The organism is Paenibacillus dauci (genome assembly GCF_000971985.1).
GTDB classification, from domain to species: domain Bacteria; phylum Bacillota; class Bacilli; order Paenibacillales; family Paenibacillaceae; genus Saccharibacillus; species Saccharibacillus dauci.
In genome coordinates this window covers 40,900-57,862 of the sequence record NZ_KQ040803.1, presented here as the reverse complement: position 1 = coordinate 57,862, position 16,963 = coordinate 40,900, and the positions used below count along the sequence as shown (strand labels likewise).

At 47.3% G+C, this 16,963-nt stretch carries 17 protein-coding genes and 1 riboswitch; of the genes, 4 read left to right on the top strand and 13 right to left on the bottom strand.

Going from position 1 to position 16,963, the window contains the following annotated elements:
- Nucleotides 1-9: 9 nt before the first annotated feature.
- Both mqnE and WH46_RS07490 read left to right on the top strand, forming a co-directional pair.
- The gene (gene mqnE, locus WH46_RS07495; RefSeq protein WP_017815713.1) at nucleotides 10-1,116 is read left to right on the top strand and encodes an aminofutalosine synthase MqnE; all 1,107 of its coding nucleotides are present in this window, start codon (nucleotides 10-12) and stop codon (nucleotides 1,114-1,116) included.
- Between the two features lie 311 nt (nucleotides 1,117-1,427).
- The gene (locus tag WH46_RS07490) at nucleotides 1,428-2,504 is read left to right on the top strand and encodes an NAD(P)/FAD-dependent oxidoreductase (protein ID WP_017815714.1); all 1,077 of its coding nucleotides are present in this window, start codon (nucleotides 1,428-1,430) and stop codon (nucleotides 2,502-2,504) included.
- An 87-nt stretch (nucleotides 2,505-2,591) separates the two neighbouring features.
- Here WH46_RS07490 and WH46_RS07485 read toward each other — a convergent pair whose 3' ends face one another.
- Nucleotides 2,592-2,846, bottom strand: coding sequence for a YuzB family protein (locus WH46_RS07485; protein ID WP_017815715.1), 255 nt, complete (start codon nucleotides 2,844-2,846; stop codon nucleotides 2,592-2,594).
- Nucleotides 2,847-3,060: 214 nt separating this feature from the next.
- Between WH46_RS07485 and WH46_RS07480 the strand changes: the two genes are divergently transcribed.
- Nucleotides 3,061-3,306, top strand: a complete 246-nt coding sequence (locus WH46_RS07480; RefSeq protein WP_017815716.1) for a NifU family protein — start codon at nucleotides 3,061-3,063, stop codon at nucleotides 3,304-3,306.
- Between the two features lie 79 nt (nucleotides 3,307-3,385).
- Here WH46_RS07480 and WH46_RS07475 read toward each other — a convergent pair whose 3' ends face one another.
- Nucleotides 3,386-4,177 carry an SDR family oxidoreductase gene (locus tag WH46_RS07475; protein WP_046226262.1) on the bottom strand — a complete coding sequence of 264 codons (792 nt, stop codon included), beginning with the start codon at nucleotides 4,175-4,177 and terminating at the stop codon, nucleotides 3,386-3,388.
- Nucleotides 4,178-4,335: 158 nt separating this feature from the next.
- Between WH46_RS07475 and ybaK the strand changes: the two genes are divergently transcribed.
- Complete coding sequence (gene ybaK / locus WH46_RS07470) at nucleotides 4,336-4,821, top strand: Cys-tRNA(Pro) deacylase (protein ID WP_046226261.1); 486 nt, start codon at nucleotides 4,336-4,338, stop codon at nucleotides 4,819-4,821.
- Between the two features lie 90 nt (nucleotides 4,822-4,911).
- Here ybaK and WH46_RS07465 read toward each other — a convergent pair whose 3' ends face one another.
- The 11 genes from WH46_RS07465 to WH46_RS07415 form a co-directional block, all read right to left on the bottom strand.
- Complete coding sequence (locus tag WH46_RS07465) at nucleotides 4,912-5,751, bottom strand: MetQ/NlpA family ABC transporter substrate-binding protein (RefSeq protein WP_046226260.1); 840 nt, start codon at nucleotides 5,749-5,751, stop codon at nucleotides 4,912-4,914.
- A gap of 93 nt (nucleotides 5,752-5,844) precedes the next feature.
- Nucleotides 5,845-6,519: a methionine ABC transporter permease gene (locus WH46_RS07460; protein WP_046226259.1), complete on the bottom strand. Its 675-nt coding sequence runs from the start codon at nucleotides 6,517-6,519 to the stop codon at nucleotides 5,845-5,847.
- On the bottom strand, nucleotides 6,519-7,535 hold the full coding sequence (locus WH46_RS07455) for a methionine ABC transporter ATP-binding protein (protein WP_017815602.1): 1,017 nt from the start codon (nucleotides 7,533-7,535) through the stop codon (nucleotides 6,519-6,521). The genes WH46_RS07460 and WH46_RS07455 overlap by 1 nt, the downstream gene beginning before the upstream one ends.
- Nucleotides 7,536-7,673: 138 nt before the next feature.
- Nucleotides 7,674-7,829: riboswitch (SAM riboswitch) on the bottom strand.
- An 838-nt stretch (nucleotides 7,830-8,667) separates the two neighbouring features.
- Nucleotides 8,668-9,681, bottom strand: a complete 1,014-nt coding sequence (locus WH46_RS07450) for a COX15/CtaA family protein (protein WP_046226258.1) — start codon at nucleotides 9,679-9,681, stop codon at nucleotides 8,668-8,670.
- A 351-nt stretch (nucleotides 9,682-10,032) separates the two neighbouring features.
- Complete coding sequence (locus WH46_RS07445) at nucleotides 10,033-10,389, bottom strand: thioredoxin family protein (RefSeq protein ID WP_017815600.1); 357 nt, start codon at nucleotides 10,387-10,389, stop codon at nucleotides 10,033-10,035.
- 33 nt (nucleotides 10,390-10,422) lie between these two features.
- Nucleotides 10,423-12,057, bottom strand: coding sequence for a putative polysaccharide biosynthesis protein (locus tag WH46_RS07440; RefSeq protein ID WP_046226257.1), 1,635 nt, complete (start codon nucleotides 12,055-12,057; stop codon nucleotides 10,423-10,425).
- A 252-nt stretch (nucleotides 12,058-12,309) separates the two neighbouring features.
- Nucleotides 12,310-12,798, bottom strand: a complete 489-nt coding sequence (locus WH46_RS07435; protein ID WP_046226256.1) for a DUF456 domain-containing protein — start codon at nucleotides 12,796-12,798, stop codon at nucleotides 12,310-12,312.
- Between the two features lie 221 nt (nucleotides 12,799-13,019).
- Complete coding sequence (locus WH46_RS07430; RefSeq protein ID WP_156172233.1) at nucleotides 13,020-13,769, bottom strand: Cof-type HAD-IIB family hydrolase; 750 nt, start codon at nucleotides 13,767-13,769, stop codon at nucleotides 13,020-13,022.
- Between the two features lie 581 nt (nucleotides 13,770-14,350).
- Complete coding sequence (locus tag WH46_RS07425) at nucleotides 14,351-15,241, bottom strand: metal ABC transporter permease (protein ID WP_046226254.1); 891 nt, start codon at nucleotides 15,239-15,241, stop codon at nucleotides 14,351-14,353.
- Nucleotides 15,231-16,148, bottom strand: coding sequence for a metal ABC transporter permease (locus WH46_RS07420; RefSeq protein WP_046226253.1), 918 nt, complete (start codon nucleotides 16,146-16,148; stop codon nucleotides 15,231-15,233). The genes WH46_RS07425 and WH46_RS07420 overlap by 11 nt, the downstream gene beginning before the upstream one ends.
- Before the next feature lie 15 nt (nucleotides 16,149-16,163).
- Nucleotides 16,164-16,955: a metal ABC transporter ATP-binding protein gene (locus tag WH46_RS07415; RefSeq protein ID WP_017815594.1), complete on the bottom strand. Its 792-nt coding sequence runs from the start codon at nucleotides 16,953-16,955 to the stop codon at nucleotides 16,164-16,166.
- Nucleotides 16,956-16,963 lie beyond the last annotated feature (8 nt).

Sequence of the window (16,963 nt, the reverse complement as noted above, 5' to 3'; positions counted from 1 at the left end):
GAATATAGCATGTCCACCCTTATTACACCACATACCGATACACGGATGGCAGAGATTATCAATAAAGTACGCGCAGGTGAGCGTTTATCCCTGGAAGATGGGGTATATTTATACGAGAGCGATGATATTTTGACGATTGGGCAGCTGGCTAACGAAGCCAATATGCGCAAGAACGGCAAAAAAGTATATTTCATCGAAAATATGAGTCTTTACTTCACCAATGTATGTGAAGCTCACTGTGCTTTTTGCAACTTCCGCAAAGATGAAGGCGAAGAAGGTTCCTACACACTCAGCGGGCAGGAAATGGTCGATTATGTGAATCAGCATATTCACCCGGGCATTCGCGAATTCCATATTGTCGGCGGTCACAATAACAATGTGCCTTTCCAATATTATGTGGATTCACTCAAAGCACTGAACGAAGCATTCCCGGATGTTACCCTCAAGGCTTACACTGCAGCCGAGATTGATTTCTTTACCCGGATCAGTGGTCTGGGTATCAAAGAAGTACTGGTTGAACTGCAAGCAGCAGGTCTGGAATCCCTGACCGGTGGTGGTGCCGAGATTCTGTCGGACGAATACCGCAAAAAAATGCGTGTCAACAAAGCCAATGTAGACCGCTATCTGGAAGTACACCGCACGGCTCACGAGCTGGGCATGCGTACGCATACTACCATGCTGTACGGTTCGATCGAGACGTATGAGGATCGTGTAAACCATATGATCCAGATTCGTGAACTGCAGGATGAGACTCATGGATTCCAGGTATTTATTCCATTATCCATGCAGCCAAAAAGCAAAAACGCCAGCATTATGCGTCGCAACTCGGCTTATGAAGATCTCAAAACGATCGCGATCAGCCGTCTGATGCTTGACAATATTGATCATATCAAAGCTTATTTCATTAATATCGGTACCCAGCTGACCCAGATGGCTCTGGCGTTTGGCGCATCCGACGTACACGGTACAATCCTCAAGGAACGTATCAGTCACGCTGCAGGAGCCCTGACACCGGAAGGTCTGACTCGCAAGGAACTGATCTGGCTCGTTAAAGGGGCAGGTCGCATTCCGGTTGAGCGGGATACCTTCTATAACGAAATTCAAGTGTACGAATAACCGTTAATCTGCGCGAGCTTCACCGCTTTCGCAGGCAATACCTTTATCCGCGCTTTGCATTTCACTATACACCGGGCTTTACTTAATTGAACAGGCATGTTAATCACATGCTTTCTCATTGAAGTAAAGCCCGTTTATCCGCCTGCCGATAAACTTATTATAGTGTCAGGCGATTGGCATTACCCGGTCTCGTTATTGGCTTCCCTGCGCCGGATGATGTCAGTATACATTATCGTTTCCAAGCTATGTAATTCTATCCGGGAATCTATTACATTCTCAATTAATCACACTGCATAAAGGGAGAAGATATCATGAAAAACTTAGTCATTCTCGGCGGAGGGTATGGTGGAACCACCCTGCTGCATGAGCTGCTGGACACCAAAATTCCGGCGGATACTCAATTAATCCTGGTGGATCGCATGCCATTCCAGGGACTCAAAACCGAATATTACGCACTCGCGGCAGGAACTTCCTCCGATATGGAGCTGCGTGTCAAATTCCCTGTTCATCCCAAGCTATCTGTTCGCTACGGCGAAGTAAATGGCATCAATATGGATGAGAAAAGTATTTCTTTTGCCGATGGAGAACCGCTGGAATACGATCAGCTGGTGATTGCACTGGGCTGTGTCGATAATTTCCATGGTGTACCGGGAGCCGATACATTCACTTCTACTATTCAGACTTTTGAAGCTACTCGCGAGACGTACCGCCGTGTGAACAACCTGCCACCTCAGGCAACTGTAAATATTGTTGGTGGCGGACTGAGTGGTATCGAGATTGCTGCCGAGATTCGCGAAAGCCGCGAAGATCTGCATGTTCGTATTCTGGATCGCGGAGAAAGACTGCTGTCTGCTTCTCCTCCACGCCTATCCAAGTATGTACAGGATTGGTTCAAAGAGCATAATGTAGAGATTCGTAACAAAATCAATATCAGCCGCGTTGAGGAAGATTGCGTCTATAACGGACCGGATGAGCGTATCCCGGCAGATATTACGGTATGGACCGCAGGTATTCGTCCGGTACCGCTGGTTGATGAGCTGAACGTGAATCAGGACAACTCCGGCCGCGTCATTCTGGATGATCTGTACCGTATTCCAGGCCGTCCGGAAATATTCGTATGTGGTGACTGCGCATCCCTGCCATTCGCTGCCAGCGCACAGGCTGCTGAAGCACAGGCAGAACAGATTGCCAATGTTATCGTTGCCGGCTGGAAAGGTGAACAACCCAAAGTACAACCGCTCAAGCTCAAAGGTACACTTGGCGCACTCGGCAAGCATGCAGGCTTTGGTTCAGGATTCGGATTTGGTGGCAAAAGTTCCGTTACCGGCCGTGTACCACGTCTGCTGAAAAGTGGCGTGCTCTGGATGTCCAGACATCATTTCGGTTAATAGGCCAGGCACTGTCGCGCCTTTGACTGGTGATATATTGCATAATTGTGGTTAATCGGCATGTCTGTAAATACAAAAAAGCTGATCTCAATCAAGATCGAGATCAGCCCAGGCATCCGCCTCATTAATTTTATCCATAATTAATGTATATAAGGAATCCACATCTTCCGATGCGACAATTTCTCCGTTAACGAGTGCATACGGCATGGCATAACATTGACCGCAGTTCCCCAGACAACCGTATTCGATTACATCGTAATCGGGATGATTGTCGAGCTCCTTCATAATGCGATCTGTGCCATTATGCATATTGCTCTGGCAAAATTCAATAATCGGTCTCATGTAATACGCTCCAATCTGTGTCCTTTCAGTATAGCGATAAAGCTGTTTTTTTATCCTGCCGATCTGATCTATTTTATCATGTTTAATGCAGATTGTGACGGGATCATGTCTCATTTTCAAAATAAATTTGAAATGAGTATAAAAATCAATGGCACAAATGCTGAAATTGGTTTACTTTTATATTATAATATACTTACGAAAGGAGTTGAACAATATGAGTGAAAGCGTACAAGCTGAAATGTATGATGAAGTAATGGAAGTTCTGGACAAATTGCGTCCATTCCTGCAGCGCGATGGCGGTGACGTGGAACTGGTTGATGTTGAAGACGGTATCGTCAAACTGAAACTGATGGGTGCATGCGGTAGCTGCCCAAGTTCTACAATCACACTGAAAGCCGGTATTGAGCGCGCCCTTTTCGAAGAAGTTGAAGGTGTGGAAGAGGTAGTGCAAGTATTCTAAGCCGTTCCTTTTCATGCATTGATCTATAGGCAATTGCCACCAAAAGAGACCTTCCGGACGGAGGGTCTCTTTTTTGTGTTTATTTTACATACGGCCGAATCGGATCCAGTCCTCCGGTAATTTCCATGATATTACCTGTAATAAAGTCCGAATCGGTCTCACACAGATAGGCGATCACACGAGCAATATCCTCACCGCTTCCCGGTCTGCCGCGCGGCGTCTCGCCATCACTCATGCCGAGTACCTCATCGATTCGCTTCTCCTTGTTGTCTCCGCGAATATCACCGGGACAGATCATATTCACCGTAATACCGCTTGCGGCTTCTTCTACAGCCAATGTCTTGGTAAAGGAAACCAGACCGACTTTGGCTGCAGCATAGACGGCACGATGCGGCCAGGCTCTGGATTCTGCTGCATGACCAAAGCCAAAATGAATAATTCTTCCCCATTTGCGCTTGCGCATCAGCGGCAGTACCCGATGGTCCAGCAGCATAGCCCCAATCAGATTCCCCTGCAGCATGTCCATAATCTCGGAACGTTCATATTCCATAAATAAACGGCGTTCCCGGATAAAAGGACCCGCGTTGTTCACCAATATATCCACACTGCCCAGCTGTTGCTCAACTTCATCTACCAGCCGGTCAATATCCTTTTCTACTGATACATCTGCCTGCACAGCAATACAGCGTACACCCAGCTGCTGAATCTCCTGCTGCAGCTGCAGAGCTTCTGCTTCACTGTGTACATAATTTAGAGCAATATCATAGCCCTGACCGGCCAGCGTAAGCGCCGTCATTTTGCCAAGTCCCTTGGCGCTTCCTGTTATTAGAGCGATTCTGCGTTCCAATATGATGCCTCCCTGGTCATTCATCCTCAATTCGAGTTCACTAATAGTGTACAAACTAGTGATAGCAGATGTCAAAAGGTAACTACTAATCATACCTCACTACAGGGTACAGGTTGAATTCAGGCTGTATTTTGGATAGATTAGAATGAGAGTATGATTATCGGCAGAAAGGAATCCTGATCATGAGTGCCAATAAAAATAAAACGAATGCCATGCGCATTCTGGATAAAGAACAGATTCACTACCAGATCCACGAGTACGATCCGGAAGACGGTCAGATTCACGGCAATGCTGTAGCTGCCAAAATTAACAAGCCTGCCGAGATGGTCCATAAAACGCTGGTGACTCAGGGCAAGCATGGACTTCATATCTTTGTCATTCCGGTTGGTGCAGAGCTGGATCTCAAACAGGCTGCCCGCGCTGCTGGTGAGAAAAAGCTGGAAATGCTGCCGGTTAAAGAACTGCAAAAATGGACGGGGTATATCCGCGGCGGCTGTTCGCCAGTAGGAATGAAAAAGCTGTATCCTACCTTTATCGATCATCGCGTAACCCAGCTGGATCAAATCATCGTCAGCGCAGGACGGATCGGTACACAGATCGAACTGCACCCGCAGGAACTGGCTCAGGTTGTGCAGGCACGATTTGAAGAGTTATGCATGGAAGATTAGAACTTCTGCGCAGAATGATCAATGAATAGAACGCAAAAATACGGTGAGCCCTATATAGGACATCACCGTATTTTTATTATGGTTTATTAATTATTTGGTTTCAAATGCAGGGATTACAGCGCCTTTGTACTGCTCTTCGATGAATTTCTTGGTATCATCGGAAGTCAGTGCTTTTGCCAGCTTCTGGATCGCTTCGGAATCTTTGTTATCTTCACGGGATACCAGATAGTTCGCGTATGGTGCGCTGCTATCTTCAACTACCAGTGCAGATTTAGGATCGATTTTGGCTTCCAGTACATAGTTCATGTTGATCATCGCCATATCAACCTGGTTCAGCTGACGAGTCAGCATTGCTGCATCCATAGGTACGAATTTCAGGTTTTTCGGATTAGCAGTAATATCTTTTACATCGGAAGTGATTTTGGTTTTGTCTTTCAGTTCGATCAGACCATTGTTAGCCAGCAGGATCAGTGCACGTGCACCGTTAGATACTTCGTTCGGGATCGCGATAGTTGCGCCGTCAGGAAGCTGATCCAGGGAAGTGTACTTTTTGGAATATCCACCGAATGGCTCGATGTGTACGCCTTGTACCGTTACCAGGTTCATGCCGCGGGATTTGTTTTGCTCATCCAGGTAAGGCTTGGTCTGGAAATAGTTTGCATCCAGTTTGCTGTCATTCAGCTGTACGTTAGGCTGGATGTAATCCGTGAATTCAACAACTTCCAGGTTAACTCCTTCTTTGGCCAGAACAGGTTTGAGGTGGTTCAGAATCTCTGCGTGTGGAACAGCTGTTGCGCCGACGCGCAGTGTAACTTCCTTGCTTCCTTCAGCCGCACCGGATGATGCGGAATCTCCAGTGTTTTTATTGCCGCAAGCTGCGACGACAGCGATCAGCATGATGCTGATCAGAGCGAGTGCCCATTTTTTCATTGTGTGTTATCCCCTTTAAGATAGTTTGGTATATAGGATGAAGATATGAAGTTCAGAACGAATGATACAGGCTGTACCGACGTTTGTTCCTTATTATCTTCTTGAAAAATAAATTACCAGACGGTCGCCAATCATCTGCAGTACCTGCACAATGATAACCATCAGCACGACAGCAACCAGCATAACGGCTGTCTCATAGCGGTAATATCCATAGTTGATTGCCAGGGTTCCAAGTCCCCCTGCGCCTACCATACCAGCCATCGCCGTATTGGAGACGAGAGCGACGACAGTAACTGTCAGACCAGCGATCAGTCCAGGCATCGCTTCCCGGATCAGCACCCGGGTAATGACCTGCCATACGGAAGCGCCCATCGCATGAGCAGCTTCGATCACGCCGCGATCGACTTCACGCAGTGCTGTCTCTACCAGTCTTGCAAAAAACGGCGCTGCTGCAATGACGAGCGGCGGAATCGTTCCTTTGACACCGATCGTCGTACCGACCAGCTTATCCGTCAGCGGCAGCAAAGCCACGATCAGGATAATGAATGGAACCGAGCGAAGAATATTCACAATTACCGATAATATGCTGTATACCACACGTATAATAGGCGATGTCGAGCGAGCCGACATAAACAGGATTATTCCCAGCGGCAATCCCAGAATCAGGGTGAACAATGCCGAAGCACCGAGCATGGCGAGTGTATCCTTGGTAGCTGTACCAAACTCTGTCCAGTCTACCTGCGTAAAATCAAGTGCACCTACATCCATTACTCAATCACCTCCACATCCAGGCCTTCGCCGGTCAATATCTCAATCGTACGGCGGATCAGCGCCTCTTCTCCCTCAAAACGGACAATCAGCTGTCCGTAAGGCACATTTTTCAGTGTGGAGATGGTTCCCTGAATAATGGCAAAATCTACACCCGTCTGACGCACGGTCTGTGACAGAATAGACTGGTATGTCTTGTCTCCCAGGAACGAAATCTTTACAGCCAGTGCAGAAGCACCATGTGGTGCAGATAGCGCCGTATCCAGCAGTTCAGCCTGGCTGTACTCACGGCTGATAAAGTCGCGGGTAACTGGATGCTGCGGCTTCAGGAACACTTCAGCCACAGGACCCTTTTCCACAATACCGCCCTGATGGATAACAGCGACACGATCGCAGATGCTCTGGATCACATGCATCTCATGGGTGATCAGCACAATGGTCAGGTTAAAACGGCGGTTGATATCCAGCAGCAATTTGAGAATCGAATCTGTCGTCTGCGGGTCGAGTGCGGATGTCGCTTCATCACAGAGCAGCACATCCGGATCACTTGCCAGTGCACGGGCAATACCGACACGTTGCTTCTGTCCACCGGACAGCTGGGCCGGATATTTGCTTGCATGGGCTTCCAGACCGACCAGCGCGAGCAATTCCTCTACTTTGGCACGTACATTCTTTTCCGGGGTCTTGACGAGCCGCAGCGGAAAAGCAATGTTGTCATAGACGGTAGCCGAAGACAACAGGTTAAAGTGCTGAAAGATCATGCCGATCTTGCGGCGACGGGCTTGCAAGGCTGACTTGCTCAACCGGGTTAGATCCACTCCATCGATCCATACCCGTCCGGATGTTGGTCGCTCCAATAAATTAATACATCGTATCAGTGTACTTTTACCAGCACCCGAATGGCCGATAACACCGAAAATCTCGCCACGTTCGATCGAGAGATTCAGCTCGGACAAGGCAGGGGTTACATTTTTGCCTTTGCCATAGGTTTTGGTCAAATTCTCCAGTTGAATCAAGCTGCTGGTCCTCCTCCTCGCATCTTGCTCTATTTCAAGCTTTCATGCTGTTATGTCCTTATTTGTTCTTCAAGCGACCGCTTTATACACAAAAAGAGCCCTTTGCAGAAAAGGGCTCTCTATCATCTAGATATTGCCTTCTCATCTGCCAAAATCGCAGGATGCTATAAATTATGCATCTGCCATTTTGAAGGATTTAGCACCATGTCATTTGGAAAATAAGACCTTAACGGTCATTTCCAAATCGGCTGCCGGGTTTCATCGGGCCAGTCCCTCCACCACTCTCGATAAGAAAATATGAAAACGTCGAATGAAAATCTTTACTCAGTATATTGAAGATCACATCGTTTGTAAAGCAAAAATATATGGATTTTCGATAGATTCAGCAAAATTTCATCAAATAGTTTTTAAAGTTTATCAGAATACTTGGGATTAGTAAAAAGTTACATATTTAAAGGATGAAATTGGTCAGCGTGCTAATAAACTTGCCTCTGGATGGGCTTTGGAGCCGTTTGGTAGCAAGTTAGTGGGCTTTAGTACTTTTTCGTCCTAGTCGGCTGAATATGTTAGAGCTTTTTTGTTTTTGATGTTGGAGGAATAGTTATGCAAAGAAAATTGATTTTCATGGACTTTAATTTTGGTGAGGCAGGTGTTATTGATTTGGGCTTTGGTTCGTGAGATGATGTTTCATTTGCTTTATAAGGTTATGCTTCATTCGCTGCGAGAAGAGATTCTACCATTCTCTCCGGTTAAGAATGGAGATCCTGAACAACCGCTTGCAGCGGTCGATCTCCATTCTTAAATGTCGGTCATTGGTAGAATTCTCTTCTCTCCGCTAGAGGAAGGTGGGAATTTTTGTTTTAAACAAAGATACGCGCAATACGTTATGTGTTTGCTGTGTTTGCTGTGTTTGCTGTGTTTGCTGTGTTTGCTGTGTTTGCTGTGTTTGCTGCTTGATTATATGTGGCTCTGTCTAGCAATGCCAATAAAAAAGCCGTCCAAATAACTAATGGACGGCTGGAGGATCAACTAGACGAATGATCTGTAGAATACATAATATGCAGATGCGATATAAACTCCGTTTTATGCGCGAACCTGATTGCAGACTTAATTCATAAGACACTATACGCAATCAGTGTACGGTACCTGTCTTCTGATCGGCTGTGCTTGTACCTTCTCCCCATGCGTTGGGTGCCAGTCGGCCGTAAGAACCGCGGCTGAGCTGCCATACGCGCAGACTCATGTAGCAGAGAACACCGAACAGGAACTGAATAATCAGGGTATGTGACATGGTAGCGAAGAAGTAGACTTCCGGTACATACATGGTGAAAATATTGATTGCTCCGCTAACGAATTGCAGCAGGATCAGCAGGATAGCCAGCAGACCCATTTTGCGGATGCCCGGATTATGCGGATGACGACGATAGGCATAATGGGCGAGAATAGCGATCACGATCACGAGTGCGACAGCAGCAACACGGTGCAAAAAGGCTACTGCGACACCGCCGGACAATTCAGGGATAATCGCTCCATTACAGAGCGGGAAGCCCGAACAGCCACCACGGGAATCGGTATGCGTGACAAATGCTCCTGTATACACGACGATATACGTAAAGATTGTAGCGAACCAGGTCAGGTTGCGGAACCCTTTGCTAACTGGAGGCTCATCGGCGATATCATGAATCTTTTGACGAAGATGCAGTCGGCGTGCACTGAAGGCGAGCAGCGCGGAGCTGGCAAATGCGATCATCGAGAAACCGAAATGCAGTGCCATGACTGGAGACGATTGGGAGAATACTACTGCAAATGCGCCCATAATCGCCTGCAAAATAACAAAGAACAGAGTGAATGCAGCATACACGCGCAGCTCTTTGTTTTTATTAAAGAACATAAATCCGATAAAAGAAAACAGTGCCGTAAGTCCGGCAAATCCGCTGACTGCACGGTGTGAATATTCAATCAATGAAGCGATCGTGTAAGCCGGGATAAATTGGCCGTGACACAGCGGCCACTGGGCTCCACATCCCATACCGGAACCTGTTTTGGTTACGACGAGGCCGCCCATCGTTGCGAGAAACATGGCGAGACAGGTTATATAGCTCAGCCATTTCAGTTGCTTAATTGTTATTAGTGGCTTTTTGGCCATGATGAGAATCACCCGCTATTTATATGATAGTGACGTTCATTTGAAGTCAATCTTATTATATCAATTCTGGCTCGTTCCTAGCGGCAGGTTTGTGACAAAAAATGATCAATCTCTGTAGTATGACAGAATGGAACAGGTGTCGATATGATGTTTGATACCCGGATACAGGATTTATAAAAAAGCAGCCTCTCCTGCATTCCGTGAGCTTACGGTATCCTGGTAAATTCGTGTTACCCTGATTCCGGCAAGCTCCATGCTTGGAGAAAGCTGCTTTTTAATATGACAGGATGATCTTCAATGCCTTTCTAAGTGATCCAATGAACATCCTTTATATTTTCCAAGTGTACATTCTTACTCGGCTGTCTGTGTATTCAGCGCCGCATATACAGCCACTGCACGATCGAGGAACTGCTCAATCTCCTGGCGTGACTTGCGGGCTTTGTTTACAAAGCGAACCAGTTCTTTGCCATTGGCATAGGCTACAAAACTTGGGATGCCCATAATGTTCTGCTCCTGGCTCACATCTCCTACACTCTCCACATCCACTTCGACCAGCTGCAGACGATCTGCATACTGGGCTTCCACTTCCGGCATGAATGGATCGATAAATTTACAATCTACACACCAGTCAGCTTTGTAGACAGCTACAGTCAGTTTGGCAGAGTTAATAGTTGTATAAAAGCTTTCGCTTGAATTAATCATTTGCATGGGGTTATACCCTCCTTGATGAATAATAAATAATCAGGCTTTGCGAGATTGCAGACGCATCAGTGGTGTCAGTAGCTTACGCAGCGGCTTCGGATACGAAGACAATTCCTCTGCACGTACTACGCGCAAGATCACCAGCATCACCGGATACACTATCAGTGTCGCTATTCCTACCATACAACAACCGATGAAAAATGCAACCCTGTCGTTTATCCATGCCGTCAATCCGATTCCCGCCTGATTCAGGCCAAGTCCGACCAGTCCAAGCACAACAACCGTAACCAGGAATCCCGGCCAGCGGCTGCCCAATACAGAGAAGTTAACGACCTGATGCAGGGAGCGCAGATTGAGAATCGTAATCAGAACAAAACATAATCCGGTCGCAGCAATAATACCGTAGATACCAAGGAACTGCGACAGCACCAGGCTCAATACCAGTTTGAGTGCAATACCGGCCAGTACATGGACCATCGAGCGATTTACTTTATTGATTCCGATCAGCATGGAGTTGCTGGTCATCATCGTAATCTGGAAAATCGTACAGATAGTCAGCAGCGCAATAATACTTGGTGCATCTGCCCCTACGCTGTCACGTGAGCTGAACAATAATCCATTAATACAATAAGCAGCGGTCGCCAGCATCAGTACAATTGGAACACCGGTGAGTACCGAGATTCGCAGGGCAAGAGTCATCTGTTTTTGCAGATTCTCCTGTTCTTTGCGGGCATAGGCGGCCGAGATAATCGGAATCAACGAGGTACTCAGCGCTATCGCCAGAATTGGGGGAATACCCGCTATACTCTGCGCACGCTGTCCCAGAATCCCGAGTGAAGCCGTTGCCGCCAGATTGCCAACCTGATCAATCAGCAGCGGTTTGATGATGGTACTATCGATAATATTGACTGCCGGAATCGTCAGGGAAGCAATAACGATTGGAATCGATAATTTGAAAATATCCTTGTAAATCCGGCTTAACGGAATAACGGCTTCCCCGTCTGCTCTCACTTCCAGACGGTTCGCGGCATCCTGTTTGCGCAGCTTGAGTGTAAAGTAAATCATTACCACAAAAGCACCAATACTGCCGAGTACACTACCAAATGAAGCTGCTGCAGCAACTTCCACATCTCCATAACCAATACGAACCAACAGATACGCCAGTAAAATGGCCGTAAACACACGAGCAAACTGCTCTACAATCTGGGAGACACCGCCCGCGATCATCATATTGCGTCCCTGGAAATAACCACGCATCATGGCAATCGCCGGGAACAACAGCAGAGATGGTGCAATCGCCTGCAAGGATAATGCCGCTGCCGGCTCCTTGGACAACATTGCATAATAAGGCGCTCCGAAGTACAGAAGCAGTGTCATGACCACCCCTGCCGCTCCGGCAAACAGCAGTGCTGCATAATAAATGCGCTGTGCTTCATGCGGACGTCCTAGCGCATATCGCTCGGATACCATTTTACTGAGTGTACTTGGAATACCCGCTGTAGCGACGGCCAGCAGCATCAGATACACGTTATTGGCAATCGAGAATGCCGCATCCCCGGTAAACCCTAACAAATGCTCCAGCGGTACACGCTGAGCCAGTCCTAGCACACGGGCGACCAGTGCCGCCACGGCCAGGATGATCGTTCCTTTGATAAATGATTCTGCCTTAGCCAAAATAATTCCCCTTCTCTCCAGTCACATCATGGATGCATACTAATTAAATCGTTTCATTATATGTTTTGCTTTGCTACCTGCTGACTATTGTAGGTACAGCAGGAATCAGCAATAAAATCCTGAAGCTTACAGACTGTCTATGTAACCGAACCGGCACAAAAAACCGGAAGGCTGATTGGCCTTCCGGTCGTCGTCTTACGTCAGCATTACTATTATAGACAAGCTGTTGCGTAATTCGCAATGCACACTCGCTTAATGTACTACAATCCAGATAATCCAGACGATGATCATAGCCAGCTGCAGAATAATTTTTACAATGGCACTGGACAGCAGTCCTAGCATTGTTCCCCAGGCTACTTTGAGGGCAGTCTGGAAGTTCTTGCCGCTGATCAGCTCCCCGGCAAGTGCACCGATCAATGGACCCAGTATCAGACCGAAGGCCGGAATAACGAATGGACCGATAATCAGACCGATAGTCGACAAAATAACCGACAGCCTCGTCCCACCGAACTTTTTGGTGCCATAAGCGCTGACCAGATAATCTGTTACGAACAGTACAACTACGATAACGGTCTGGATAATCCAGAACCATGGTCCAAACTCAGCGAACGAGAAAAACCATCCGTATACGAAAAATGCAAAATATATCGCCAATGCTCCCGGCAGTACCGGATATATCGTACCCAGCATCCCTACCACAAACAGAGCAATGACCAGTATCCAACCTATTACTTCTACCATGCGTCTCTCTCCTTTGACCGTTCCGTGCGATCCGAATCGGCACATCATCATTCCTGTCATTCAGACAGTAACTTTGGGGTGTCTTCATCCTGCATCTACTCTGTATCCAGCGCAGATCAGCATAATCGCTCCCGTAGATATACTCTACTATTTGTATACCTGTATACTGTCCAAATGACACATTGGTTTCAAATGCAGGAGATCAACAGAACACAAAAAGATTAGATCAGGATATGATCGCGAATGACTTCAACAATTCCGTCATCATTATTGCTGGCTACCACCAGATCAGCTTCTTGTTTGACGGTCTCCTGAGCGTTACCCATGGCTACACCCAGTCCTACCGCTTGAATAACAGCCAGATCGTTCAGACTGTCACCTACCGCGACGACTTCGGACATGTCGATATTCAGTAGCTGGCAGACTTCGGCAATACCGGCTGCTTTGTTAATACCCAGTGGATTAATCTCCAGATTGTGCGGAGAGGAGTTGGAGATTTCCAGACCGCCCATATCCTGCAGCGCCATCAGGATCTCATGACGTAGCTGATCGTTTTCGGTATTATAACCAAACTTGAGCCACTCTATTTGCTCCAGCGGTGTATTTTCCAGCCAGCGGTCACGATTGTACAGACGCTCGACAGCATATGCCCAGAACCATACATCCTTCTCTACAGCCAAATCATGCATCTTGCGTACCAGATCCGGGTCCAGCAGCGTACGGCGATACAGTTCGCGCGGTGTTTTCCACACTTCACTGCCATTGACCGTAACCATCGGTGTCTCCAGTCCGAGCTCCTGTCCATAAGGTAATGCACTGCTGGCTGCGCGACCGGTAGAGAGGCAGACATGAATGCCTTCATCCATAGCTTTATTGATCCATTTGCTCGTCTCCAGGGTGATTTCGTGATTGTCGTTGAGCAGCGTTCCATCCATATCGAGAGCGAGCAGCTTGTATTTGCGTATTGTCATTATGAGGTGTTCCTCCATCTATTTTTTTATTTATTTGTAAACTGTGAAGTTAACAGCTACGAATTATGGCGTATCAGAGGTATTTTAGCATATTATGCTCAACGCTCACAAAAGCTTTTGTAAAGTGGACGTTAGAATGGTACATGGCAACAGCAGCTACGTTTGTGATATAGATGTGGTGTGGAGATGTATTTAAGTGGTTGACATTGTATCCACTCCGGTAAGGAATAAGGGCACGTCCTCCGGTGGAGTAGAGGAATCTATGAATTAGGAGTACATGTAGATTCCTCTATTCCAATGTCGTCCTTTGCCCTTATTTTCTTGCCTTCGTTCCGTGCTGTTTGCATACTTCATACTTGTTATTTCTTGTTTTTTTACTTTTTACCTCTTAAATATTCACTTCATAATTAATCACGTTGTTACTGACTCTTTTATTTTAAGGGATTGCTGGTAATGGGTTGTACCTTGTTCAATGTATTGAATTTGATTCTGCAATAAAAAATGACCAGCAGTATACCGGTCATTTCGTCAAAACCTGTCTATTTCCATTAGAATTGATTTATTCAAATCCCAATATTATTTTAGTTAGACGTCATAGATGATGCTATACGTTTTTGCTGTAATTTGCGGAACAAGATACCATGGCGTGGAGACAGCAGGAACGTAATAATGAAGAAAATACCTGCTATAGTTACGATACTGCCGCCGATCGAGGCATTCAGTATATAGGCAGTATAATAGCCCACAATAGAGCTAACAACGCCAACGATAACGCTGTAAATCAGCATTCGGCCAAGGCGGTCGGTCAGCAGGTAGGCGGTAGCAGCAGGGATAACCAGCATACCTACAACGAGAATGGCACCTACGCTCTCAAAAGAAGCTACCGATGTCATCGATACCATACCCATCAAGAGATAATGGAACAGCATGACTGGAATACCGCAGGCTGCTGCCATCGCCGGATCAAAGGCAGTAATTTTGAACTGTTTGTAAAACAGTCCCAGCAGCGTCAGAATAACCAATAATGCAAAGCCCAGCATCCAGACCGAGCGTGGTCCCATATCTATACCATTCATCATCCAGGTATCCCATTGTACATAGGCGATCTCGCCAAACAGGACACAATCCAGATCCAGATCGATATTGCGAGCATTCAGACTAACCAGAATCACACCGACAGCGAACAAAGCGGTAAAAATAATACCGATCGATGCATCTGACTGGATGCCGGAGCTTTGCAGCCATTGAATAAGAAATACGGCAATCAGCCCCAACGCAGTGGCTCCGATCATCATCGCCATCGAATCCCGCCCTCCACTCAGCAGAAAGGCAATCGCAATCCCCGGCAGTACCGCATGACTGATCGCATCGCCAATCAGTGCCATTTTACGCAAAATCAGAAAGCAGCCCAGCAGACCACAGCTGGCTGACATTAGTGCTGCCGTCAGCATAATCCAGAAATCACTGCTCATGCGATACACCTCCCTTGTTGTTCCATTCCAGCCGATTCCGTCGATGCTGCCACAGGCGGGCAAGCCATCCCCGTCGCGGTGCAAATAGTGCAGATATTGCAAAAATCAGCGTCGCTGCAAGCACGGTAACAGGTCCTGTCGGCAGTTGGGAGACCATACTGCTCGATACGGTTCCTGCAGCACCACTGACAGCGCCGAATATCCCTGCCAGTATGATCATAATATGCAGACGATCTGTCCAGTAACGTGCTGCTACCGCCGGAGTGATCAGCAGCGCCGACATCAGCACTACACCGACTGCCTGAATACCTGCTACGACGACAAATACAGTCAGCAGCAGAATGATCTGCTCCAGCCAGACAACCGGCCAGCCAAGTCCCTTTGCAAAGCCCCGATCAAAGCTCACAAGCTTGAACTGCTTGAACAGCAGGATACAGACAGCAATCAGTACAATGCTGATACCGGTGAGCAGATACAGATCTTGCCGCATCATGGAAGCTGCCTGTCCAAACAGGAATTTGTCCAGTCCACTCTGTCCACCATTGCCGCTATGCTGAATGCGGGTCAGCAGCAGGACACCAATCCCAAAGAAAAAGGATAAAACAATCCCCATTGCTGCGTCCTGCTTGATCCGGGAATGTTCGGTAATCCAGCGGATTCCTACGGTTGCCAGCATACCGGCAATTAGCGCACCGATCAGAAACCCGGCCGTCGACTTCACTCCCAGCAGCATAAAGGCAATACATATTCCCGGCAGGGCCGCATGAGCAAGTGCATCGCCGATCAGGCTTTTCTGCTGTAGCACCATAAATGAGCCAATAACTCCACTGCTAAGACCAAGCAGCATGCAGCCGAGAATAATCCAGCGAATATTAGGATCGTTAACGATATAAACAAGCATATCCATCGCTATTACTCCTCCCTATTTCCCCGTCATAATCATGCTGCCGCTATCTTGTAAAAAGGTCAGCCGACCACCATACGTACGCTGCAGCATCTCGGTATTGAATACCATCTCTACCGGACCGGCTGCGATAAGTTCACGATTCAATAGCAGTACATCGTCAAAATAGGCCTCTACTGTCGATAGATCATGATGTACGACCAATACGGTCTTACCCTGCTGCTTGAGCTGTTCCAGCAGAGTAATGATCGCTTTTTCAGTAGCGGCATCTACACCGGCAAATGGTTCATCCATTAGATACAGATCAGCCTGCTGAGCAAGCGCACGGGCAAGAAAAACACGTTGCTGCTGGCCTCCGGACAGCTGACTGATCTGACGGTTCGCATAATCCGCCATGCCGACTTTGGACAAGGATTCTATCGCTATCTCTCGTTCCTGCCTTCCTGGACGCCGAAACCAGCCAAGTCGTCCGTAAGTGCCCATTAATACCACATCCAGCGCATTGGTTGGGAAATCCCAGTCTACCGATTCACGCTGCGGCACATAACCGATCCGTTTGCGCTGACTGGCATAAGGCTGTCCATACACACTAACTTCACCACGGATTGCAGGTACCAGTCCGAGCATCGCTTTGAGCAAAGTAGATTTGCCGGCTCCATTGGGGCCAATTAGCGCGACCAGCCGGCCTTCGTCCAGCTTAAACGATACATTTTGTACAACAGGCTGTTTATGATAGGCTACGGTGATTCCTTGAGCATGTAACGGACTGACTGCTGTATGATCAGGCATATTTACAGGTTTTTTATTCATATTGATTC